This is a genomic window from Granulicella mallensis MP5ACTX8 (assembly GCF_000178955.2).
Taxonomy (GTDB): domain Bacteria; phylum Acidobacteriota; class Terriglobia; order Terriglobales; family Acidobacteriaceae; genus Granulicella; species Granulicella mallensis.
This window is the reverse complement of the sequence record NC_016631.1, coordinates 6,165,039-6,182,772: the sequence shown is the minus strand read 5'-3', so window position 1 is coordinate 6,182,772 and position 17,734 is coordinate 6,165,039. Positions and strand designations below refer to the sequence as shown.

General features: G+C 60.8%; 18 protein-coding genes. 5 read left to right on the top strand and 13 right to left on the bottom strand.

The annotated features are described in order from the left end of the window. Window positions 1–71: 71 nt before the first annotated feature. From rsfS to ruvX, 6 genes are all read right to left on the bottom strand, one after another. Window positions 72–704, bottom strand: coding sequence for a ribosome silencing factor (gene rsfS / locus ACIX8_RS24030; RefSeq protein WP_014268006.1), 633 nt, complete (start codon window positions 702–704; stop codon window positions 72–74). Window positions 705–877: 173 nt separating this feature from the next. Further along, complete coding sequence (gene nadD, locus ACIX8_RS24025) at window positions 878–1,483, bottom strand: nicotinate (nicotinamide) nucleotide adenylyltransferase (protein WP_014268005.1); 606 nt, start codon at window positions 1,481–1,483, stop codon at window positions 878–880. 9 nt (window positions 1,484–1,492) lie between these two features. Further along, window positions 1,493–2,329, bottom strand: a complete 837-nt coding sequence (locus ACIX8_RS24020; RefSeq protein ID WP_014268004.1) for a CHAD domain-containing protein — start codon at window positions 2,327–2,329, stop codon at window positions 1,493–1,495. Between the two features lie 105 nt (window positions 2,330–2,434). Beyond that, window positions 2,435–3,067, bottom strand: coding sequence for a CDP-alcohol phosphatidyltransferase family protein (locus ACIX8_RS24015; protein ID WP_014268003.1), 633 nt, complete (start codon window positions 3,065–3,067; stop codon window positions 2,435–2,437). A gap of 173 nt (window positions 3,068–3,240) precedes the next feature. Further along, on the bottom strand, window positions 3,241–3,711 hold the full coding sequence (locus ACIX8_RS24010; RefSeq protein WP_014268002.1) for a GreA/GreB family elongation factor: 471 nt from the start codon (window positions 3,709–3,711) through the stop codon (window positions 3,241–3,243). A gap of 201 nt (window positions 3,712–3,912) precedes the next feature. After that, complete coding sequence (gene ruvX, locus ACIX8_RS24005; protein ID WP_014268001.1) at window positions 3,913–4,407, bottom strand: Holliday junction resolvase RuvX; 495 nt, start codon at window positions 4,405–4,407, stop codon at window positions 3,913–3,915. A 198-nt stretch (window positions 4,408–4,605) separates the two neighbouring features. Between ruvX and ACIX8_RS24000 the strand changes: the two genes are divergently transcribed. From ACIX8_RS24000 to ACIX8_RS23990, 3 genes are all read left to right on the top strand, one after another. Next, window positions 4,606–5,808 (top strand): alginate lyase family protein, encoded by a 1,203-nt coding sequence (locus tag ACIX8_RS24000; protein ID WP_014268000.1) that lies wholly within the window; start codon window positions 4,606–4,608, stop codon window positions 5,806–5,808. 23 nt (window positions 5,809–5,831) lie between these two features. Then, window positions 5,832–6,800: an endolytic transglycosylase MltG gene (mltG, locus tag ACIX8_RS23995; protein ID WP_014267999.1), complete on the top strand. Its 969-nt coding sequence runs from the start codon at window positions 5,832–5,834 to the stop codon at window positions 6,798–6,800. 112 nt (window positions 6,801–6,912) lie between these two features. Then, window positions 6,913–7,809, top strand: coding sequence for a LolA family protein (locus tag ACIX8_RS23990; RefSeq protein WP_014267998.1), 897 nt, complete (start codon window positions 6,913–6,915; stop codon window positions 7,807–7,809). A 56-nt stretch (window positions 7,810–7,865) separates the two neighbouring features. Here ACIX8_RS23990 and ACIX8_RS23985 read toward each other — a convergent pair whose 3' ends face one another. Further along, on the bottom strand, window positions 7,866–9,011 hold the full coding sequence (locus tag ACIX8_RS23985) for a Gfo/Idh/MocA family oxidoreductase (RefSeq protein WP_014267997.1): 1,146 nt from the start codon (window positions 9,009–9,011) through the stop codon (window positions 7,866–7,868). A 2-nt stretch (window positions 9,012–9,013) separates the two neighbouring features. Further along, complete coding sequence (locus tag ACIX8_RS23980; protein WP_223295429.1) at window positions 9,014–9,331, bottom strand: hypothetical protein; 318 nt, start codon at window positions 9,329–9,331, stop codon at window positions 9,014–9,016. Between the two features lie 31 nt (window positions 9,332–9,362). On the opposite strand from ACIX8_RS23980, the gene ACIX8_RS23975 reads away from it, so the two are divergent. Both ACIX8_RS23975 and ACIX8_RS23970 read left to right on the top strand, forming a co-directional pair. Continuing rightward, the gene (locus tag ACIX8_RS23975; protein WP_014267995.1) at window positions 9,363–10,211 is read left to right on the top strand and encodes a HipA family kinase; all 849 of its coding nucleotides are present in this window, start codon (window positions 9,363–9,365) and stop codon (window positions 10,209–10,211) included. Window positions 10,212–10,342: 131 nt separating this feature from the next. After that, complete coding sequence (locus ACIX8_RS23970; protein WP_014267994.1) at window positions 10,343–11,155, top strand: DUF3037 domain-containing protein; 813 nt, start codon at window positions 10,343–10,345, stop codon at window positions 11,153–11,155. 119 nt (window positions 11,156–11,274) lie between these two features. Here the strand turns inward: ACIX8_RS23970 and sucB are convergent, their stop codons facing one another. The 5 genes from sucB to hemB form a co-directional block, all read right to left on the bottom strand. Further along, window positions 11,275–12,924 carry a 2-oxoglutarate dehydrogenase, E2 component, dihydrolipoamide succinyltransferase gene (gene sucB / locus ACIX8_RS23965; RefSeq protein ID WP_014267993.1) on the bottom strand — a complete coding sequence of 550 codons (1,650 nt, stop codon included), beginning with the start codon at window positions 12,922–12,924 and terminating at the stop codon, window positions 11,275–11,277. Between the two features lie 93 nt (window positions 12,925–13,017). Next, on the bottom strand, window positions 13,018–13,758 hold the full coding sequence (gene lipB, locus ACIX8_RS23960; protein WP_014267992.1) for a lipoyl(octanoyl) transferase LipB: 741 nt from the start codon (window positions 13,756–13,758) through the stop codon (window positions 13,018–13,020). Between the two features lie 72 nt (window positions 13,759–13,830). After that, a complete protein-coding gene (lpdA, locus tag ACIX8_RS23955; RefSeq protein WP_014267991.1) occupies window positions 13,831–15,279 on the bottom strand; it encodes a dihydrolipoyl dehydrogenase in 1,449 nt (482 codons plus the stop codon). A 211-nt stretch (window positions 15,280–15,490) separates the two neighbouring features. Next, window positions 15,491–15,937 carry a DUF4357 domain-containing protein gene (locus tag ACIX8_RS26315; RefSeq protein WP_223295428.1) on the bottom strand — a complete coding sequence of 149 codons (447 nt, stop codon included), beginning with the start codon at window positions 15,935–15,937 and terminating at the stop codon, window positions 15,491–15,493. Between the two features lie 443 nt (window positions 15,938–16,380). Continuing rightward, window positions 16,381–17,370, bottom strand: a complete 990-nt coding sequence (hemB, locus tag ACIX8_RS23945; protein WP_014267989.1) for a porphobilinogen synthase — start codon at window positions 17,368–17,370, stop codon at window positions 16,381–16,383. Between the last annotated feature and the right edge of the window lie 364 nt (window positions 17,371–17,734).

The following is a 17,734-nucleotide window of genomic DNA, read 5'->3' as shown; positions in this document are numbered from 1 at the left end:
CGCCTTTCGTTTGTTTCTATCTTTCGTGCAGCTCTGATCCGGGTACAGGGATTTGCCTAACTCACTAGCTGCTACGAGCGCGATTTCGCAGTCTTCTTCGCAGCGCTCTTGGCGGGGGCTTTCTTTGCTGGTTTCACAGGGGCTGCCTTTTTCGCGGGAGCCTTTTTCAAGGCCTTTGCAGGAGCCTTTTTCGCGGCTTTTGCGGGGACGGCTTTCTTTGCTGCTACGGTTTTCTTGACCGTTGCCGACTTCTTTTTAGCTGGGGCGGCTTTCTTCGGAGCCACGGCTGCCGGTGCGGGTTTCTTCTTTCGCGAAGCGTTGATCTGAGACCTGAGTTCCGCGTTCAGATCTTCGATGCTCAACCGCGTTGCCGTCTTGCGCAGACGCTCCAGTCCATAAAACGCACGCTTCTCCGGGGAGAAGATGTGGACGATGAAGTCGACATAATCCATCAGGACCCAGTCGCCCTGGCGGCGGCCTTCGACCGAATTGGGATAGGTGCCGAATTCGCGCTTCAGGCGAATTTCGATCTCATCACTGATCGCGACGTTCTGGCGATCGTTGGTGCCGTTGCAGATGAGGAAGTAGTCGGTCAGGCCGCTCTCCGATGGATCTAGTGCAAGAATGCGGATGTCCTCTGCCTTCTTGTCTTCGCAGGCAGCAGCGGCGGCGGCGAGCATCTGGTTTACTTCGGTACTGGGCATGAAACTCCTTTAGACATTCCATCCTAGTACAGGTGAGGCGCTGTAAGGACGAAAGAGTCGTGAGTAATCAGTATGGCTGAAACTGCGCCCTTCCGGTTTGAGCCGCATTGAAATGTAGGGGTGAGTAACAACAGCAGGTTCCCTCTTGACTTCGTTCAGAGCCGGAGACAGCTCTAGGCGCCGTAAAGATGGTGTTCCCGAATGTAGCTGAGAACGTCGTACGGAACGAGTTCGCTGCAGTCGCGGCCCTCACGCAGACAGGCGCGAACCTCGGTGGCGCTTACAGGTTCCGTAACGCCCTCCAGCAGGTAGACGTGCGCGCGTTGTTCAGGCGTCAAATCGAGTTTGTTGAGTGCTGAAAGAGCAAAGCCTGGACGGCTGACGACGATCCAATTCACAATGTCGAGCAGTAGATCGGGCGAACGCCAGCGGCGCAGGTCCAGGAAAGAGTCTGCACCGACGATGCTGTAGACCTCCGGGTAGTGGGCGAACTCGGCCCGTAGATGTCGAAGGGTATCGATGGTGTAGTTGGGTCCGTTGTGGATTCGTGGGGCATCCAACGCGGAGGGCTCGAATCGAGCCTCTCCCCGGCAGAGGATCTCGACCATGGCGAGGCGGTCCTGGAAGGAAGCAGCAGCGCCGCCTGGCTTGAGTGGCTGCTGTGCGGTGGGGGCCAGCAGGAGACGGTCGAGCCTGAAAGTAGCTGCTACTGTACGAGCCACAGTGAGGTGGCCTCGATGAGGTGGGTCGAAGCTGCCGCCGAAGAAGCCAATGCGCATGGAAAACTCTCAGGTGCGGACACGTTCGAGCAAGGCTCGATAGTCGGCGAGGTGCTGGTCGCGCAGCTGGCTAAAACAGACAGCGGTGCTGTGGTTGTCACCCAGTTCGGTTGCTGCTTCGGCGGCAAGTGCGAGTGTGTCATGCCACTGGCCGCCGGCGACCTGGAGCGCCTCATAGCGCTGTGCCGAACGCGTGGCGGCTGCGGAGTTCGTCGCGAGCTCTGCCTGGTAACGTGCAATGCGCGCAGCCTTGCGAATGGAATGCAGATGCTCGCTCGAAGGGTGGCGGATGATGAGAGCATGCGTGCCGCGAAAGTGTTGATCGACCAGGCGCAGGAGCTCGGCTGCGGGCAGCTGAAGTTCCTGCGCAGGCTCGAGCGCGGTCAGCAGCGCGTCGAAGGCGGAGGCAAGCTTTGCCTGTCGCTTGTTGAGCAGCTTCAGAAGCTTGCGGGCAGCACGCTTGCGGCGCTGCTTGCGGATCTGGCGAAGCTCTCCAAGCTCGGCGAGTTCGTTGAGCTTGGCATCCGTAGGCTGTTCGATCTGCTTTTCGTCTTCAGCGGTGTGAGTCTTTAATAATTTGCGCTGAACATCGAGATCGCGGACGCGTCCGGCAGCCCGGCGAATCTTTTTGAGCAGCCGCAGGGAGCGACTCATCTCAGAGCGGTAGGAGGGCAGCCTCTTGAGCAGGCCCAGTAACTCGAGTTGCGCCTCGATCCGGCGGGCTTCGGTACGAACCTTGTGGACAGCTTTAGGGCGTGGCTTGTCCAGGCAGAGGGCAATCGCGCCCTCGAGCGCGAGGACGTGCTCACGCAGGGTTCGAACCGGAGATGCGGTAGCCGTGGCCATAGTTTATTGGGGTCGTACCGGGCGCATGAAGAATAAGTCTACACGCCGCTTTGTGCTTGTTTGCGTTCGGGGCCGCCCGCTGTAGAGGGATAGATCGGTACTGTTCTACGTGTTCAACGCCAGCTTGCGCCGCTCGGTCTCGAGGTACGTGTAACGGATGCGATGGATGACGGTAATGGTCGAGAGCACGGCGAGCACCCAGAGCGCAGGAGCCATCGCTCCCCAGCGGTTGAAGAGCGCGCCCAGAATCACCAGGACGATCCGCTCAGGCCGCTCCATGAAGCCGACCTTGCAGGAGCCGATGAGAGCTTCGGCACGAGCGCGTGTATAGCTGACCATCAGGCTTGCCGTCATGACGAAGGCCGCGAGAAAGACATAAAAGAAGCGGTTGCCGCGAGCGTAGTAGACCAGCAGGCCGAAGAAGAGCGCGACGTCGGAGTAGCGGTCCAGCACGGAGTCGAAGAAGGCTCCGAAGACGGAGACCTGGTTGGTCTGGCGCGCAACGCGGCCGTCGACCATATCGAACAGCCCCGCGCCGATGATGACCAGGCCGGCGTAGAGGAACATGCGGACATTGTTATCCGCGCGTGCGTAGCCGAAGAAGAAGGCCGCAACGACGTTGATGATGAGTCCGATGAAAGTAAGCGTGTTCGGCGAGATGCGCGAAAGCGCAAGACCGTTGACGATCTTCTGCAGCAGCCAGCCGCTGCCTTTACCGAATGCGCGTGTCCAGGTCATGAGGGTACAGGGATTAGTTTATCGCGATGGCTCGCGAAGTGCGACGTTTATGAATCTCTTACGACCATAAACAAGGTTGACCTCTTGATCGAAGGCTCTCGATAGGACTGCCAGAGCCCGATAAAAGAGGTCAACAGTGGAGGGGTACCAGGATACTCGAAGGATAGACAGCGTTATGCCGCTACGCCGTGAATCGTCGTCAGCTTCAGTACTTCAAGCTCGCGCTTGCCATTGGGCGTAACGACCGTGGCGGTGTCGCCGATCTCTTTACCTAGCAGCGCGCGGCCGATGGGTGAAGTCGTCGAGATGAGGCCTTTGGTTACGTCTGCCTCTTCGCTGGTCACAAGCTTGTAGGTAATCTCTTCGTCCTTAGTGCTGTCGAAGACGACAATCGTAGACCCGAAGCCGACCTTATCCCTCGGGATATTGTCGAGGTTCACCATGGCGAGTTCGCCCATACGCTTCTTGAGCTGGCCGAGACGCGCGTTCACGAACTCCTGACGCTGCTTGGCCGAGTGATACTCGGCGTTCTCGGAGAGGTCTCCGAGCGCGACTGCCTTTTTAATCTCGGCGGGGAGTTCGGTGGTCAGTTCGTATTCGAGTGCCTTGATCTGCTCTTCAAGAGCCTTTTTGATGTCTTCCATGCTTGGGTCTGCTTTGCTGGGCCTTCGGCGGGTGCCGACAGGGCGGTGGAGTGAAAACTCCATTATACGAGACTTGCCCTTCCGCCCCGCGTCCGATGCCCTTGTGCACGGCGCTTGTGGCCAGGGAACACCGGCTGTTTCCTGTAGAGCCACGAGCTGCGAGGGAGAGAGCGATGAGGAGTGCTCATCCGTGCCGGAAGCTTAGGTGTTTCCGTCGGCGTCCGGGTCTGGGAGCAACGCTGGCTTGTCGCCGGAGAGGAAGCTTTCGAGCAGCAGCGTCGCGGCAACCTGGTCGATGAGGTCTTTGCGGTCGATCGTCTTGCCGTGGCTCCGGCCTGCGGTGCGGGCGCTGTGTCCGGCGGCATCCAGCAGGGCGTGGGCCTCAAGCGTGGTCAGCCGCTCGTCGAGCAGATGGTGTGCAAGCGTGGGATGCTCCTCGCGCACGGCGGCGGCAAAGGCCAGGGCCTTGGCGGCCTGGGGGCTGGGAGAGCCGTCGGCGTGGAGCGGATTGCCGACCACGACAGTCGTGACCTTGTGCTGGCGAATGAACCGGGCTACGGACTTCAGGTCGGCCCGGAGCGAGGTGCGATGCAGCGTGAAGAGCGGCTGGGCCGTAAGACCCAGCGGATCAGTTATGGCAAGACCGATGCGGCGGTCGCCGACGTCGAGCGCGAGAATGCGAGGGGAAGTCTCCACGAAGACCAGTGTACGGAACCCGAGCCCTGTCCATGAGACTAAGTTTGAGTGCGGTACGTCTAGGTTCAGCAGGAAGGTCGGGTTGTGGCGAACGTGGCCTACTCAAGCGCGTGAATGCTACACTTCTCTGCGTTTTGAAGCACGGCTGTTTCGTTCCCCAGTCGTTCCCGTCCCCCCCAGCCATCCAAGGAGAAGTTCATGTCTCTGCTGCGTCGTATTGCGCCGGTCGTCCTGGCGGTCTCGTTTTTCAGCGGAATCTGTGTTGCCCAGGCGTTTCAGCATCCCGGGGTGCTGGTGAGCGGGCCCCAGCTCGATTTTGTAAAGGCCCAGGTCAAGGCCAAAGCAGAGCCCTTCTACAGCGAGTACCAGAAGGCCGTGGCGAGCGAGTACGGAGCGCTGGACTACCAGTTGCAGGGACCGCCTTCGACAGGAATTATCGACTGCGGGCCGGTCTCTCATCCTGACCATGGTTGTCATGCCGAGGATGCGGATGCCAGCGCGGCGTACCTGCAGTCCGTGCTCTGGTACATCAGCGGGGACCATCGCTACGCGGACAATGCGATCCGCATCGTCAACGCCTATGGGCATAACCTGCACGGCTATACCAACTCGAACGCCCCGCTGCAGGCCGCCTGGAGCGGCGAGACCTGGCCGCGGTCAGCGGAGATTCTGCGTTACAGCCATGCAGGGTGGAAGCCGGAGGATATTGCGGCCTTTTCGGCGATGCTGACGAAGGTCATCCTGCCGCTCATTCACGACGGTTCCGGTTCGAACGGCAACTGGGAGTTGAGCATGATCGACGCGATGACCGGCATCGCGGTATTTACCGACGACCACGCCCTGCTGAAGCATGCCGAGGACCTGTGGCTGCAGCGCGTGCCGGCCTACTTCTACAACTCGGCGCTGGATGGAGCGCACCCCCGCCGGCTGCCGCGCGCAAGCGGAGAGACGAGCTGGTACGGTACGACGAATCTGAACGCCAGCGTGGACGGCATGGCGCAGGAGACGTGCCGCGACCTCGGTCATACGAGCTACGGCATCTCGTCGACGATGGCCGCCGCCGAGACGGCGCATATCCAGGGCGACAAGCTCTATGAGGCCGAAGAGAAGCGGCTGTTGCCTGCACTGGAGTTCCACGCGCACCTGTTATTGCGCAAGGACCCTGTGCCGACCCTCGTCTGCGGAGGCGCGGTGCACTACGCGCAGGGAGCGACGTTTGTGGTGGGGTATAACGAGTACCACAACCGGCTCGGAGTGCCTCTGCCTGAGACGAAGGAGTGGATCCAGCAGCATGTGGAGCAGTATCCCGTGCCGGTGGATATGCACATGTTCGTCTTCGAGCCGCTGACGCATGGAGCCGATGTGTCCTCGGCAGGGCAAGGAGTCTCGAGCAGTCATTAGAATGCGAAGCAGGGGTGGGGTGCGTGCGACTGCTGAAGTTTCTCCTGGTGCTGATCGTTCTGGCTGCTGCTGCGGCGGGATTTTACGTGTTTCTGCCCTATGGGCCTTCGTCGGAGACCTTTGTCGAGATCACGCCGGGCATTGGGACCGCGGGGGCTGCGGCACAGTTGCAGCAGGCGGGCATCATCCGCAGCAAGCTGGCGTTCGAGCTTTTCAAAACGCTGAAAAACGGTTCGCTCAAGGCTGGCGAGTATCGTTTCGACCACCCGGCTTCGCTCCCCGAGATCTACGCCCGGCTGCATCGCGGCGATGTCTATACCCTGACGCTGGTCATTCCCGAGGGCTATAACCTCTTCGATATCGCGCAGGCGATTGCCGTGGCGGGGCTGGGTTCTCGCGAAGGTTTCCTGAGCGCCGCGCAGCAGCATACGGAGCTGATCGCCCGCTGGAGCCCCAAGGCCGCTTCGCTTGAGGGGTACCTCTTCCCCGATACCTACAAGTTCAGCCGTCACGCGACGCCGTTGCAGATGCTGACCGTGATGACCCGGCGCTTCGGACAGCAGGCGGCGCGGCTGGGGCTGGCTGATGGGAACACGGCACGGGCCGTCACGATGGCTTCGTTGGTCGAAAAAGAGGTCCACATCGACGCGGAACGCCCGGTGGTCGCGGGGGTCTTCGAGAACCGGCTGGAGGCGGGGATGCCCCTGCAGACCGATCCGGCGGTGATCTACGCGTCGCTGCTGCATGGAACGTGGACGGGAGTGATCCACCAGAGTGAGCTGCACTCGGACTCGGCGTACAACACCTACACGCACACGGGCCTGCCTCCCGGGCCGATCTGCAACCCGGGTATGGCGGCGTTGAAGGCGGCGCTGCATCCAGCGCAGACGGACTTTCTTTATTTCGTGGCGGATGCGAATGGGGCGACTCGTTTCGCCCGGACGTTGGCGGAACATGACACGAACGTAGCGGCCTATCGGGCCGGACGTTAAAAGCAAGAAAGTGCAAACTTTTTGGCGGCTCCGGTATCAAATGACTACATACCTCCGAATATCTGAATCCGCACGGGGTCTGCGCTAGTCGATATACTGAAACTTGCACCGAATGAAGAGATCTCAAGCGTTTCCGTTGTTATTTGTGCTGTTGTCTACCGGTCTGACCGGATGCTACAGGACGACGCGTATTGTCCAGAAGACCCAGGCCCCCGAAGTCTACCGCTCCGCAGGCGTCGAGCAGCTGCAGAAGGAAGTCTCCGACCGCGATGCGGCCATCAAAAGCCTCAAAGCCTCTGTGCAGATTACAGCTACTACGGGTGGGGGCAAAGAGGGCAAAGTTGTCCAGTACACCTCGTTTAAGGGCTACATCTTTGTCCGGAAGCCGCATGATCTCCGTGTGATTATGACGCTGCCGCTGCTGGGCTCGGAAGCGCTGGACATGGTCAGCAACGGGGATACGTTCACCCTGAAAAACGCCTCGACACACGGTTACATCTGGCGGCAGGGATCGAATACGGTGACGAAGCGTTCCAAGAATGGGCTGGAGAATCTGCGCCCCCCCGTGTTCTTCGACTCGTTCATGATTCCCGGTGTTGGTGCGGACGAGCTCGTTACGCTGACCGAGTCGACGCGCGTGCTGGAGCTTGATAAGAAGCATCACGAAGCCATCGAAGAGCCCGACTACGAACTCACCATCATGAAGAAGAAGGATGGCAATCCGGCCATCCTGCAGCGCACGCGTACGATCCACATCAACCGCGTAACAATGCTGCCCTTCCAGCAGGATATCTACAACAACGACGGGCAGGTCGAAACGCAGGCGACCTACGATCACTACCAGCCTTATGGCGACCAGCAGTTTCCCGCGCTCATCACGATCAAACGCCCGCTCGACGAGTACTCGCTGAAGGTTGAGATCACTCAGTTGACACTCAATGAGAAGCTGGACGACGACCAGTTCGAGCTGCCGATTCCGCCCGGAGTGACTGTACAGAAGCTTGATTAGCAAAAAGCAGGGATTAGGGAACAGGGATTAGGGATTAGAAAATACAAACGCCACGCTCACAAAGGAGTCGTGGCGTTTGTATTTGTATTGCTGTTCGCTGTTCCCTGTTCCCTGTTCCCTGTTCCCTGTTCCCTAATCCCTAATCCCTGCTTTATCCCTGCTCTTTCTGCGTGTTCCTCAATCTCTCGATTGATCTCCAACGCCAGGGATAACGCTGCTCGTCCTGCCTCGCCCGTGACGCGTGGCGCGGTACGGGTTCGCACGGCGCGAAGGAAGTCTTCGAGCTCCAGCCGTAGCGGCTCGGCTCTCGGCAGGTCGAACTTCTGCAGGTTGAGTCCGGCGGAGGGGTGCTGCAGAATTGCTCCCGCCCCGGTTGCAGGTGTGACGGACAAGTCCTGGGGGCTTGGACGAGACAGGAAGGCGGCTGCCGCAGAGGGATCGACGTCGATCGACAGCAGCTCCTGCCGTGCGAAGTCCAGCGACAGGTACTGGTGCGGCTGAAACAGCCGCAGCTTGCGCACCTGCTCCGTGCTGACGCGGCTGGCGGTAAAGTTCGCGACACAGCCGGAGTCAAACTCCACCCGCACGTTGGCGATATCCACCTTGCGGGAGAGGACGGCCAGTCCCACCGCACGCACCTCGCGGATCGGGGAGTTGGTCAGCGAGAGAACCACATCCAGGTCGTGGATCATCAGGTCGAGCACGACATCCACGTCCAGCGAACGTGGCGTGAAGATGCTGAGCCGGTGGGACTCGAAGAACATGGGGTTGTTGAGCCGCTCGGCGACGGCGGTGACCGCCGGGTTGAAGCGCTCGAGGTGACCGATCTGGACGATGCGGCCTAGCGAGCCGGCCAGCGCGAGGACGCGATCAGCTTCGGCCAGAGAGGCGGCGAAGGGCTTCTCGATGAGGACATCGAGCCCGGCGTTCAGGAGCTGCTCGGCGAGTGCGGCGTGGTGGACCGTGGGCACGCAGACCGAAGCCGCGTCCAGGGAGAGCCCGGCGGCGAATAACTCTTCTACAGAGCTAAAGGCAGGGATGCCGTAGCGCGCGGCAGCCTCTTCGCGGGTTGGGGCGTGGGCCTCGACAAGCGCGGCGAGTTGGACGAGCTCGGGATGTGCGCTCTCCAGCTCGCGATACACGCGCAGGTGATTGTGGCCGAAGGCTCCGGCCCCAACGACGGCAACTTTAAGGGGCTTCACGGTTACTTCTTTGCTGGGGCTGGAGATTCCACGGCCTCACGGCAGCGGCCATAGAGCTCGAGCAGAGCGTTGACCTGGTCTTCGGGCTTTGCGGAGGAGGGCAATCCGAAGCCGGGCGTGGACGAGGCCGCAGGGCGGCCCAGGTTGGCGTGTCCGGCGACAAACTTCAGGAGGTCGAGCGCGATGTCTTCGGTACGGCGTGCGGCAGAGCTGGGACTTTGTTCCATCTCGCGATGGTAGCGGGTGAACGTGTGTGGGGGCAACAGAGACAGAGTGGAAAGTGGCAAGTGATAAGTGACAAGTGAGTCTGCAACTGCCACTTTTCACTATCATGGCTGTGGAGATACCCCTTTGGCCGTCATTGCAACCCAAGCGATTCACCGTCTGCGCGGCGGTGCGCAGAGCCTGTTGATGCTGGGTTCTGACGGCAACCTGTGGGTCGTCAAGTTTCAGAACAACCCGCAGCACCTGCGGGTGCTCGCCAACGAGCTCATCGCCACGCGCCTGGCGGAGGCCGTCGGCCTGAGCGTGCCGAAGACCGACGTGATCGAAGTAAGTCCGTGGCTGATCGCCAACAGCCCGGAGATGGTCGTCGAGCGCAGGCGCAATGTGTCCGAGCCCTGCGCGGCGGGATTGCAGTTCGGCAGCCAGTTTGTGGGTGGACTGAATCCCGGGCAGGTCGTCGACTACCTGCCCGAGTCGCAGATGGCCGAGCTGCGCAACCTCGCGGAGTTCGCGGGGATCTTCTGCCTGGACAAGTGGACGGGCAACTGCAACGGACGGCAGGCAGTCTTCGAGCGCCGCCCGCGCGAACGGCGATACCGCGCGATCTTCATCGACCAGGGCTTCTGCTTCAATGCGGGGGAGTGGACGTTTCCCGATCCTGTGCTACGCGGCGTGTTTCCGCGCAACTATGTGTATGCCGGTGTGACAGGCTGGCAGAGCTTCGAGCCCTGGCTCAGTCGCATCGAAGAGTTTGCAGAGAGTAAACTCTGGCAGATCGCCGAGGCCGTGCCGCCCGAGTGGTACGGAGGCGATACCGCAACGATCGAGCAGCTGATGCAGACGCTTTTGCAGCGGCGCTCAGGTGTGCGAGAGGGTATCACTGCCTTCCGGGAGTCGCAGCGGAATCCATTTCCGAACTGGCTCCCGTCAAAGAGCGTTGCGGTAGCGGCGGGTGTACAACAGTTTGTGATGTAGCGGAGGTTGGTTTTCGATTATGAGAGGCGAGTTGTGAGCTGCGAGTTACGAGAATCTGTTTCGACTCATCGCCGTTTTTCTCATCGCTCGTAGCTGAAGGAAACCCATAAGCTAAGAACAGGAGATTCAACATGTCCGAACGCATGCAGTGCGAGTTCTCGCTGATCCGCTATGTGCCGGATGTGGTGAAGGGCGAGTTCGCGAATATCGGCGTAGTGCTGCGCGAAGCCGGTCACCCGGAGGCGGTCGTCCGGTTTACGCGGGACTGGAGCCGCGTTCGCTGTATGGATGCCGAGGCTGACGTCGCGCTGCTGGAGTCGCTGGAAGCCGAGCTGGGAGCGCGACTGGAAACAGCACCGCAACTCAACGCGAAACCCGTGCTCGAAGTGTTGGAAGATTCGCTCTCCAACAGCGTGCAGATCACAGCTATGCGCGCCACGCTGGCCGAGAACCTGCCTGCGGAGATGGAGCAGTTGATGCGGATGTACGTCGAGCCTCTGAAGGCTCCGGCAACGCGCCGCAAGACGAGCGGACGCGCGGCGATCGTGGGTACGATGCGCGAGGAGTTTGAGAGTGCCGGTGTCTGGCGGTTGATGCACAAACGTATCTCCGCCGCGCAGTACACGCAGGCGGGCGATCCCCTGAAGCTGGACTGTGGGTATCGCAACGGCAAGGTGCGGATGTTCCATGCGGTGTCCCTGGAGAGCGATGCAGAGGGCGCCAAGGGCCTAGCCTACTCGGCTGCGGCGTTGCGTGCCGGCGTGCAGCGGGTAGAAGGCATAGAACTGGAGCTGACTGCAGTGGTGGAACCGTTCGCCCGCATCAGCGATCCCGAGCAGTATGGCTTTGGCATCAGCGTCATGGAGCATGAGGCGATCCGCGTGTTGACGGTTTCCGATCTGGGTCGCGTGGCGGAGACGGCTAAGCGAGAGCTGAGAGCGTAAGAGCAGGGATTAGGGAACAGGGATTAGGAATTAGGGGACAAAACAACAAACGCCACGCTCGCAAAGGAGTCGTGGCGCTTGTTTTCTAATCCCTAATTCCTGTTCCCTAATCCCTGTCTTTACCCAATCTCTTCGGTCCAGTTCTCGAGATAGGACTTGAAGTCCGTCATGAACTTGCCCGCGTCCGAGCCATCGATCGTCCGATGGTCGAAGCCGAGGGTGAAGCGCTGGATCGAGCGGATGGCGATAGTGTCCTGGCCGTCCTTGTCGGTAAGCACGACAGCTTCCTTGTTCAGGCCGCCGATGCCGAGGATGGCCGACTGCGGCTGCGCAATGATCGGCGTACCGAACTGCTCGCCGAAGATGCCCGAGTTGGTCAGCGTGAAGGTGCCGCCAGCCACATCGTCCGGAGCCAGCTTCTTCGAACGGGCGCGGTCGGCGAGATCGACGATGGAACGGGCGATGCCGAGGAAGCTCTTCTCCTCCGACTGCTTGATGACCGGAACGATCAGGCCCCACTCCAGCGCTACCGCGATGCCGATGTTGATGTTCTTGTTGTAGAGGATCGCTTCGCCCTGCGTCGTGGAGTTGACGATGGGGTGCTTGCGTAGCGCCTGCACGGCCGCGCGGGTGATGAACGGCATGTAGGTCAGCTTCACGCCGTTGCGCTGCTCGTACTTGTTCTTTTCCTTCTCGCGCAGCTTCACGATGCGGGTCATGTCCACCTTGAAGACGGTGTGGACGTGCGCGCTGGTGGCCTTGGACTCGACCATGCGCTTGGCGATGATGGCGCGCATCTTTGTCATGGGGACGAGCTCGCCGGGCTGCGGCTGAGGTGCAGCGGGTGCCGCAGGCTTCGAGGCCGGTGTTGGAGCGGCAACAGGTGCTGCAGCTACAGGCTGGGCAGCGGGTGCGCCGCCTTCGAGGTGGCCCAGAATGTCCTGCTTGGTGATGCGGCCGGAAGCTCCGGTGCCCGGGACCTGGGAGAGATTGACATTGTTCTCCGAGGCGATCTTGCGTACCAGCGGCGAGGAGCGCAGACCTTCTCCGGCAGAGGCGGAAGCTGCGACAGGAGCAGGTGTGGCTGCGGGGGCAGAAGCTGCAGCGGGGGTGGGAGCAGCGGCTGCCGGTGCCTTGGCTGCCGGCGCGGCTCCGCCGCCGATGACGGCGACCACGGTGTTGATGGTGACGGTCGCGCCCTCTTCCACCTTGATTGCGGTGAGTATTCCGGCGACGGGCGAAGGGATCTCGGCGTCAACCTTGTCGGTGGAGATCTCGAAGATGGGCTCGTCGCGCTGGACGGTGTCGCCGATCTTCTTGAGCCACTTGGTGATGGTGCCCTCGGTGATGGACTCGCCCATCTGCGGCATCAGAACCTCTGTGCCAGGACCGGCTGCGGCAGGCGCTGCTGCTGCGTGAGCAGTGGCCTCAGCGGCTGCGGCTACGTCCTTCGCTGCGGTAGCAACGGCAGCAGGGGTCACCGTATCTTCCTTCTTCGGAGCCGAAGCGGTGTTTGGAGCAGCGGCTGCGCCGCCCTCTTCGACCGTGCAGACGACCGTGTTGATGCTGACGGTCGCGCCTTCCTGGACCTTAATCTCGCCCAGTGTTCCGGCGACGGGCGAGGGGATCTCGGCATCGACCTTGTCGGTGGAGATCTCAAAGAGCGGTTCATCGCGCGCGACGGTATCGCCGGGCTTTTTGAGCCATTTGGTGAGGGTGCCTTCGGTGATGGATTCGCCCATCTGGGGCATGACTACTTCGGTCGGCATCGCGATCGGTTCTCCGGGTTCATTAGGGTACTGCGCAACATTGGATTATACGAGGATCGTGCGAACGTCCGCTCAGGGCGTGCGTTTAGCGAACTAAGCCTCTTGGGTTGTGGGGGCCAGCAGCTCCTCGAGCGAATCGACCGCCAGCACCTGCCGCTGGAAGACACGGCCAAAGTTGGAGGCTGCGCTGTTTGCGGTCTGCTGGAGAGTCGGCAGCGGTTGTTGGGGCGATTCCAGCTCGAGCGAGGTCACGGTGCGGTCGGTAATGCCGCAGGGGACGATCCAGTCGAAGTCGCGGAGGTCGGTGGTGACGTTGAGCGCGAAGCCGTGCGAGGTGACCGCCTGCGAGACGTGGACGCCGATGGCCGCGATCTTCTTCTCGGCGATCGAACCGCCCGCCAGCGTCCAGACCCCTGTGAGCTTGCAGATGCGCTGCGCGGGAACGCCGAAGTCCTTGCAGGTAAGGATGAGGGCTTCTTCCATGAGGCGGACGAAGTCGACCGGGCCCAGATGCGGTCCGCGCTTGCCCGGAAGGTCGCCGCGCAAGTCGAAGATCGGGTAGCCGACGAGTTGGCCGGGGCCGTGATACGTCACATCGCCGCCACGGTTGATCTCGTGGATCTCAACGCCTTTGCGGGCCAGGGCTTCGTCCGTCGCGAGGATGTTGGCGCGCGTACTGTTGCGGCCCAGCGTCAGGACCGGAGGATGCTCAAGCAGCAGGAGCGTATCGCCGATCTGCTGGGCCTTGCGTGCTGCGACGACCTCGGCCATCAGGCGGAGGCCCTCGGTATAGGAGATACGGCCGGGTTGGAGGAGATGGAGGACGTTAGACATGAATTTCGGTGGTGCAATCTGCCAGGGGCAAGGGTTTCTTGACCCTGGCAGAATCAGCAACCTTATTTACATTTACGCGTTAATCGCCATACCTTCGACGCTCGAGAAGCCGTCCAGCAGGCTCTCCGCGAGGGTGGGGTGGGCGTGGATAGTGAACATCAGCTCTTCGACCGTGGCCTCGAGTTCCATCGCGACGACGCACTCGGCGATCAGCTCGGTGGCGTTCGGTCCGATGATGTGGACGCCCAGCACCTCGCCGTACTTCGCGTCGGAGACGACCTTGACGAAGCCGTCGTGCGAGTCGAGGATGGTCGCCTTCGAGTTGCCGACGAACGGGAACTTGCCGACCTTCACCTGGTAGCCCTTCTCCTTGGCCTGCGCCTCGGTCAGGCCGACGCTGCCGATCTGCGGGTCGCAGTAGGTGCAGCCCGGGACGCGGTCCTTCCGCACAGGGCGGGCGTATTTGCCCGCGACCTTGCTGGCAACGACCACACCGGCCATGGCGCCGACGTGTGCCAGTTGCGGCAGACCCGCGACGATATCGCCGATGGCATAGACGCCCGGCTCGGAGGTCTCCATCCACTCATTGACGGGCACGAAGCCGCGGTCGAGCTGGATTTTGGTCTTGTCGAGACCGGCATCGTAGGTACGCGGGCCGCGGCCTACGGCGACGAGGACCTTTTCGGCCTCCTTGACCTGCGGTTTGCCGGCGGCATCGACGAAGCTGACCTTGACTCCGTCCTTGGTCTTCTCGATCTTCTCGACCTTGCAGCTGACGTTCACATCAATACCGCGCTTCTTGTAGGCGCGGGTCAGTTCCTTCGAGACCTCTTCGTCTTCGACCGGAACGATGCGGGGCAGGGCTTCAATGATCGTGACCTCAGCGCCGAAGCTCTTGAAGATCGACGCGAATTCGACGCCGACTGCGCCCGATCCGATGACGACGAGTGACTTCGGGAAGGCGGGCAGCGAGAGGATCTCGATGTTGGTGAGGATGGCATCGTCGGCCTGGTAGCCGGGCAGCATACGGGCGTCAGAGCCGGTGGCGATGACAACCTTTTTGGTCAGGATCTTGGTCGCAGCCTGCAGTTCGGCACCCTGGCCTTTGCCTTTGTCCTCGGTGGTCACGTCGATGGTGAATACGCCGTCCTTTGCGCCGCCGGTGAGCCGGCCATGGCCGCGCACGACGGTGACCTTGTTCTTCTTCATCAGGAAGTCGAGGCCTTTGGTGTGCTTTACGGTGATGTCGTTCTTGCGCTTGAGCACGTTCTGCCAGTTGAGCTTGGGAGCGCTGACGCCCTCGATGCCGTAGCTTTCGGCGTGTTTCAGGTGGTCCCAGACCTCTGCCGAGAACAGCATGGCCTTGGTGGGAATGCAGCCCACATGCAGGCAGGTGCCGCCGAGCTTGTCGGTCTTTTCAATGAGTGCAACCTTCAATCCGAGTTGTCCGGCGCGGATCGCGCAGGTATAGCCGGCGGGGCCGCCGCCGATTATTGCCAGGTCGTAAGTGGTATCTGCCAAGGGAATGCGCTCCAATCGTGTGTGCAGGTGCTTGCCAAGCCCAAATTAGGCCGGGACAGCTTAGTTTACGCCGCCCGTGTAAGACCACGGTATTCGATGTTCGAGTATCGGCTTTGGATTCGCAGTGGCGATCTGTCGGTGAAGCCGAACAATCGCCATGATCCCTAATGAAGATATCTGCGGGGAGGTGCGAATGAGGTCACTCCTGTAACTAGTCTTTCGAACCAATAGACCTCTGACGTATCAACTCGTCGGCTGTGCGACCATCGACTGTCTTCCATTCCTGCCAGCCATTTGCAGTTCGGCCTGAAAGCGCCATCGCCCCCCTGCTCGGCGATCCAACGAGGTGGTCTTTCATGAAGATGATTCGATCCCCTTCAACACGAACGACTTGATCGGCTATAAGTTTCTCGCGATATTCGTCATCTGTCGTGCCTTTGATGGAAGTGACACTTTCTTTCCTCCCGCTTGATCCATGCAGTACGACAAAGCCGTCTTGTGTAAAGACGCCTCGACCCTCCGCACCGGAGGCTTTGCAGAAGAAGATCTGTTGTTCGTTGGAGGCTTCAGTAGTTACAGGCTGCTTCGTAATGAGCGGTTCAAAGACTGGATGTCCAAGTGTGGCAAGAAGTATTCGCGTCGTTTCATATATTTCCACGCACTCCGCTTCCAGCGGTGCGGGTGTATGGGGCTTTCCGCCAGCGTTCCCGTTGACGAGGCTATACCGACCTACGGACTTCGCTTCGTTGATAGCACGCCATTCCAGAAAGAGTGCATGTGTCTGCGTCAGCCGGTTTGTGAGCGTAACGATTACTACGGCACGATTCCAAAACGCCTTTTCTTTTTCGTGTAGCTTCAACCGATCACGGAGAGTGCCGGTCTGCCCAATATAGAGTTCGGGGTCTGATTCGAGGCTTTGACCAAAGAGAAAGTACAGGCCGACCTGATCGGATTCCTGCATCTGCAGGAACGCTGGCAGCAAAGCTCGCGGTACTTCGATGGCTCGGACTATCCGAGTTGTGATTTCAGCAGAACGTATTCCGCGAGGGTCGCCATTCGGCAAAAAGATCTCGATTGTTTTAGGCGTTGTGTCTGGCATCTTTATCCCAGCACCTTCGCTGCGTCCTTTGCAAAGTACGTCACGATGAAGTCCGCTCCCGCGCGGCGAATGCTCAGCAGGCTCTCCAGCATGGCGCGTTCGGGTTCGAGCCAGCCGCGCTGGAAGGCGGCGTGCAGCATGGAGTACTCGCCTGAGACCTGGTAGGCCCCCATCGGCAGATCGAAGCTGTTGCGGGCCTCGCGGATCACGTCGAGATACGGCATGGCGGGCTTCATCAGCAGCATATCCGCGCCCTCCGCGATGTCCTGTTCGATCTCCCGCATGGCCTCGCGCAGGTTCGCGCCGTCCATCTGATAGGTGCGGCGGTCGCCGAACTGAGGCGTGCTGTCGGCGGCCTCCCGGAACGGTCCATAAAATGCCGAGGCGAACTTGGAGGCGTAGCTCATGATCGGCGTGTTCTGCTGGCCCGCTGCGTCGAGCGCCTCGCGCATGGCCGCGATGCGGCCGTCCATCATGTCGCTGGGAGCGACGATGTCGGCCCCCGCCTCCGCCAGCGAGGCGGCGGCTTTGGCGAGCAGCGCAATGCTCGCATCATTCTCAATCTGATAATGTTCGCCGTCGCGCGCGACAATCCCGCAGTGGCCGTGCGAGGTGTACTCGCAGAGGCAGACATCGGCGATGGTGACGAGCGAGGCTGACGCCTTCGTCGCCTTGATCGCCCGCAGACCGCGCTGGACGATGCCGTCCGCGGCCCATGCTCCACTGCCCTGCTCGTCTTTTTCGTCGGGGATGCCGAAGAGCAGCAGACCCCCGATACCCAGTGCCGCACATTGCTCGGCTTCCTTCACGGCCTCGTCGATCGAGAGGTTGAAGACGCCGGGCATCGAGCTGACCTCGCGGCGGACGCCTTCTCCCTCGCAGAGGAACAGCGGATAGAGGAATGCGCCGGGGTGGAGGTGCGTCTCGCGCACCAGTGAGCGCATGGCGGGGGTGGAGCGTAGACGGCGTAGGCGCGTGGCGGGAAAGTGCATAGACTTAAGTCTACGGCGAGAGGAGCCGGTATGACGGAGTTCGATACGTTCCCCATCGTCCTTCGTGCGAGCCGCCTTCGTCCAGTTCTGAGTAGCGTGTAAATACTGTGCTGAGACACGAACCGGAAGGGCCCGGCTTCAGCCGGGCCACAAAGATCGAGCTGAAAGCTCGTACCGTTCTGCCGAAGGCCAAAGTGAAGGCGAAGCCGGAACGACTGAATTGCCTTCTTCTGAATCGCCTCGAATGCAAAGGGAATGGCAACGGATGCGCCGTCTGGACTTGGCCTTGCTCTGAGGTGAAGGCCAAAGGATTTAGGCCTAGCAGAAGAAAGCAATTCAGTCGTTCCGGCTGAGCCTTCACTTC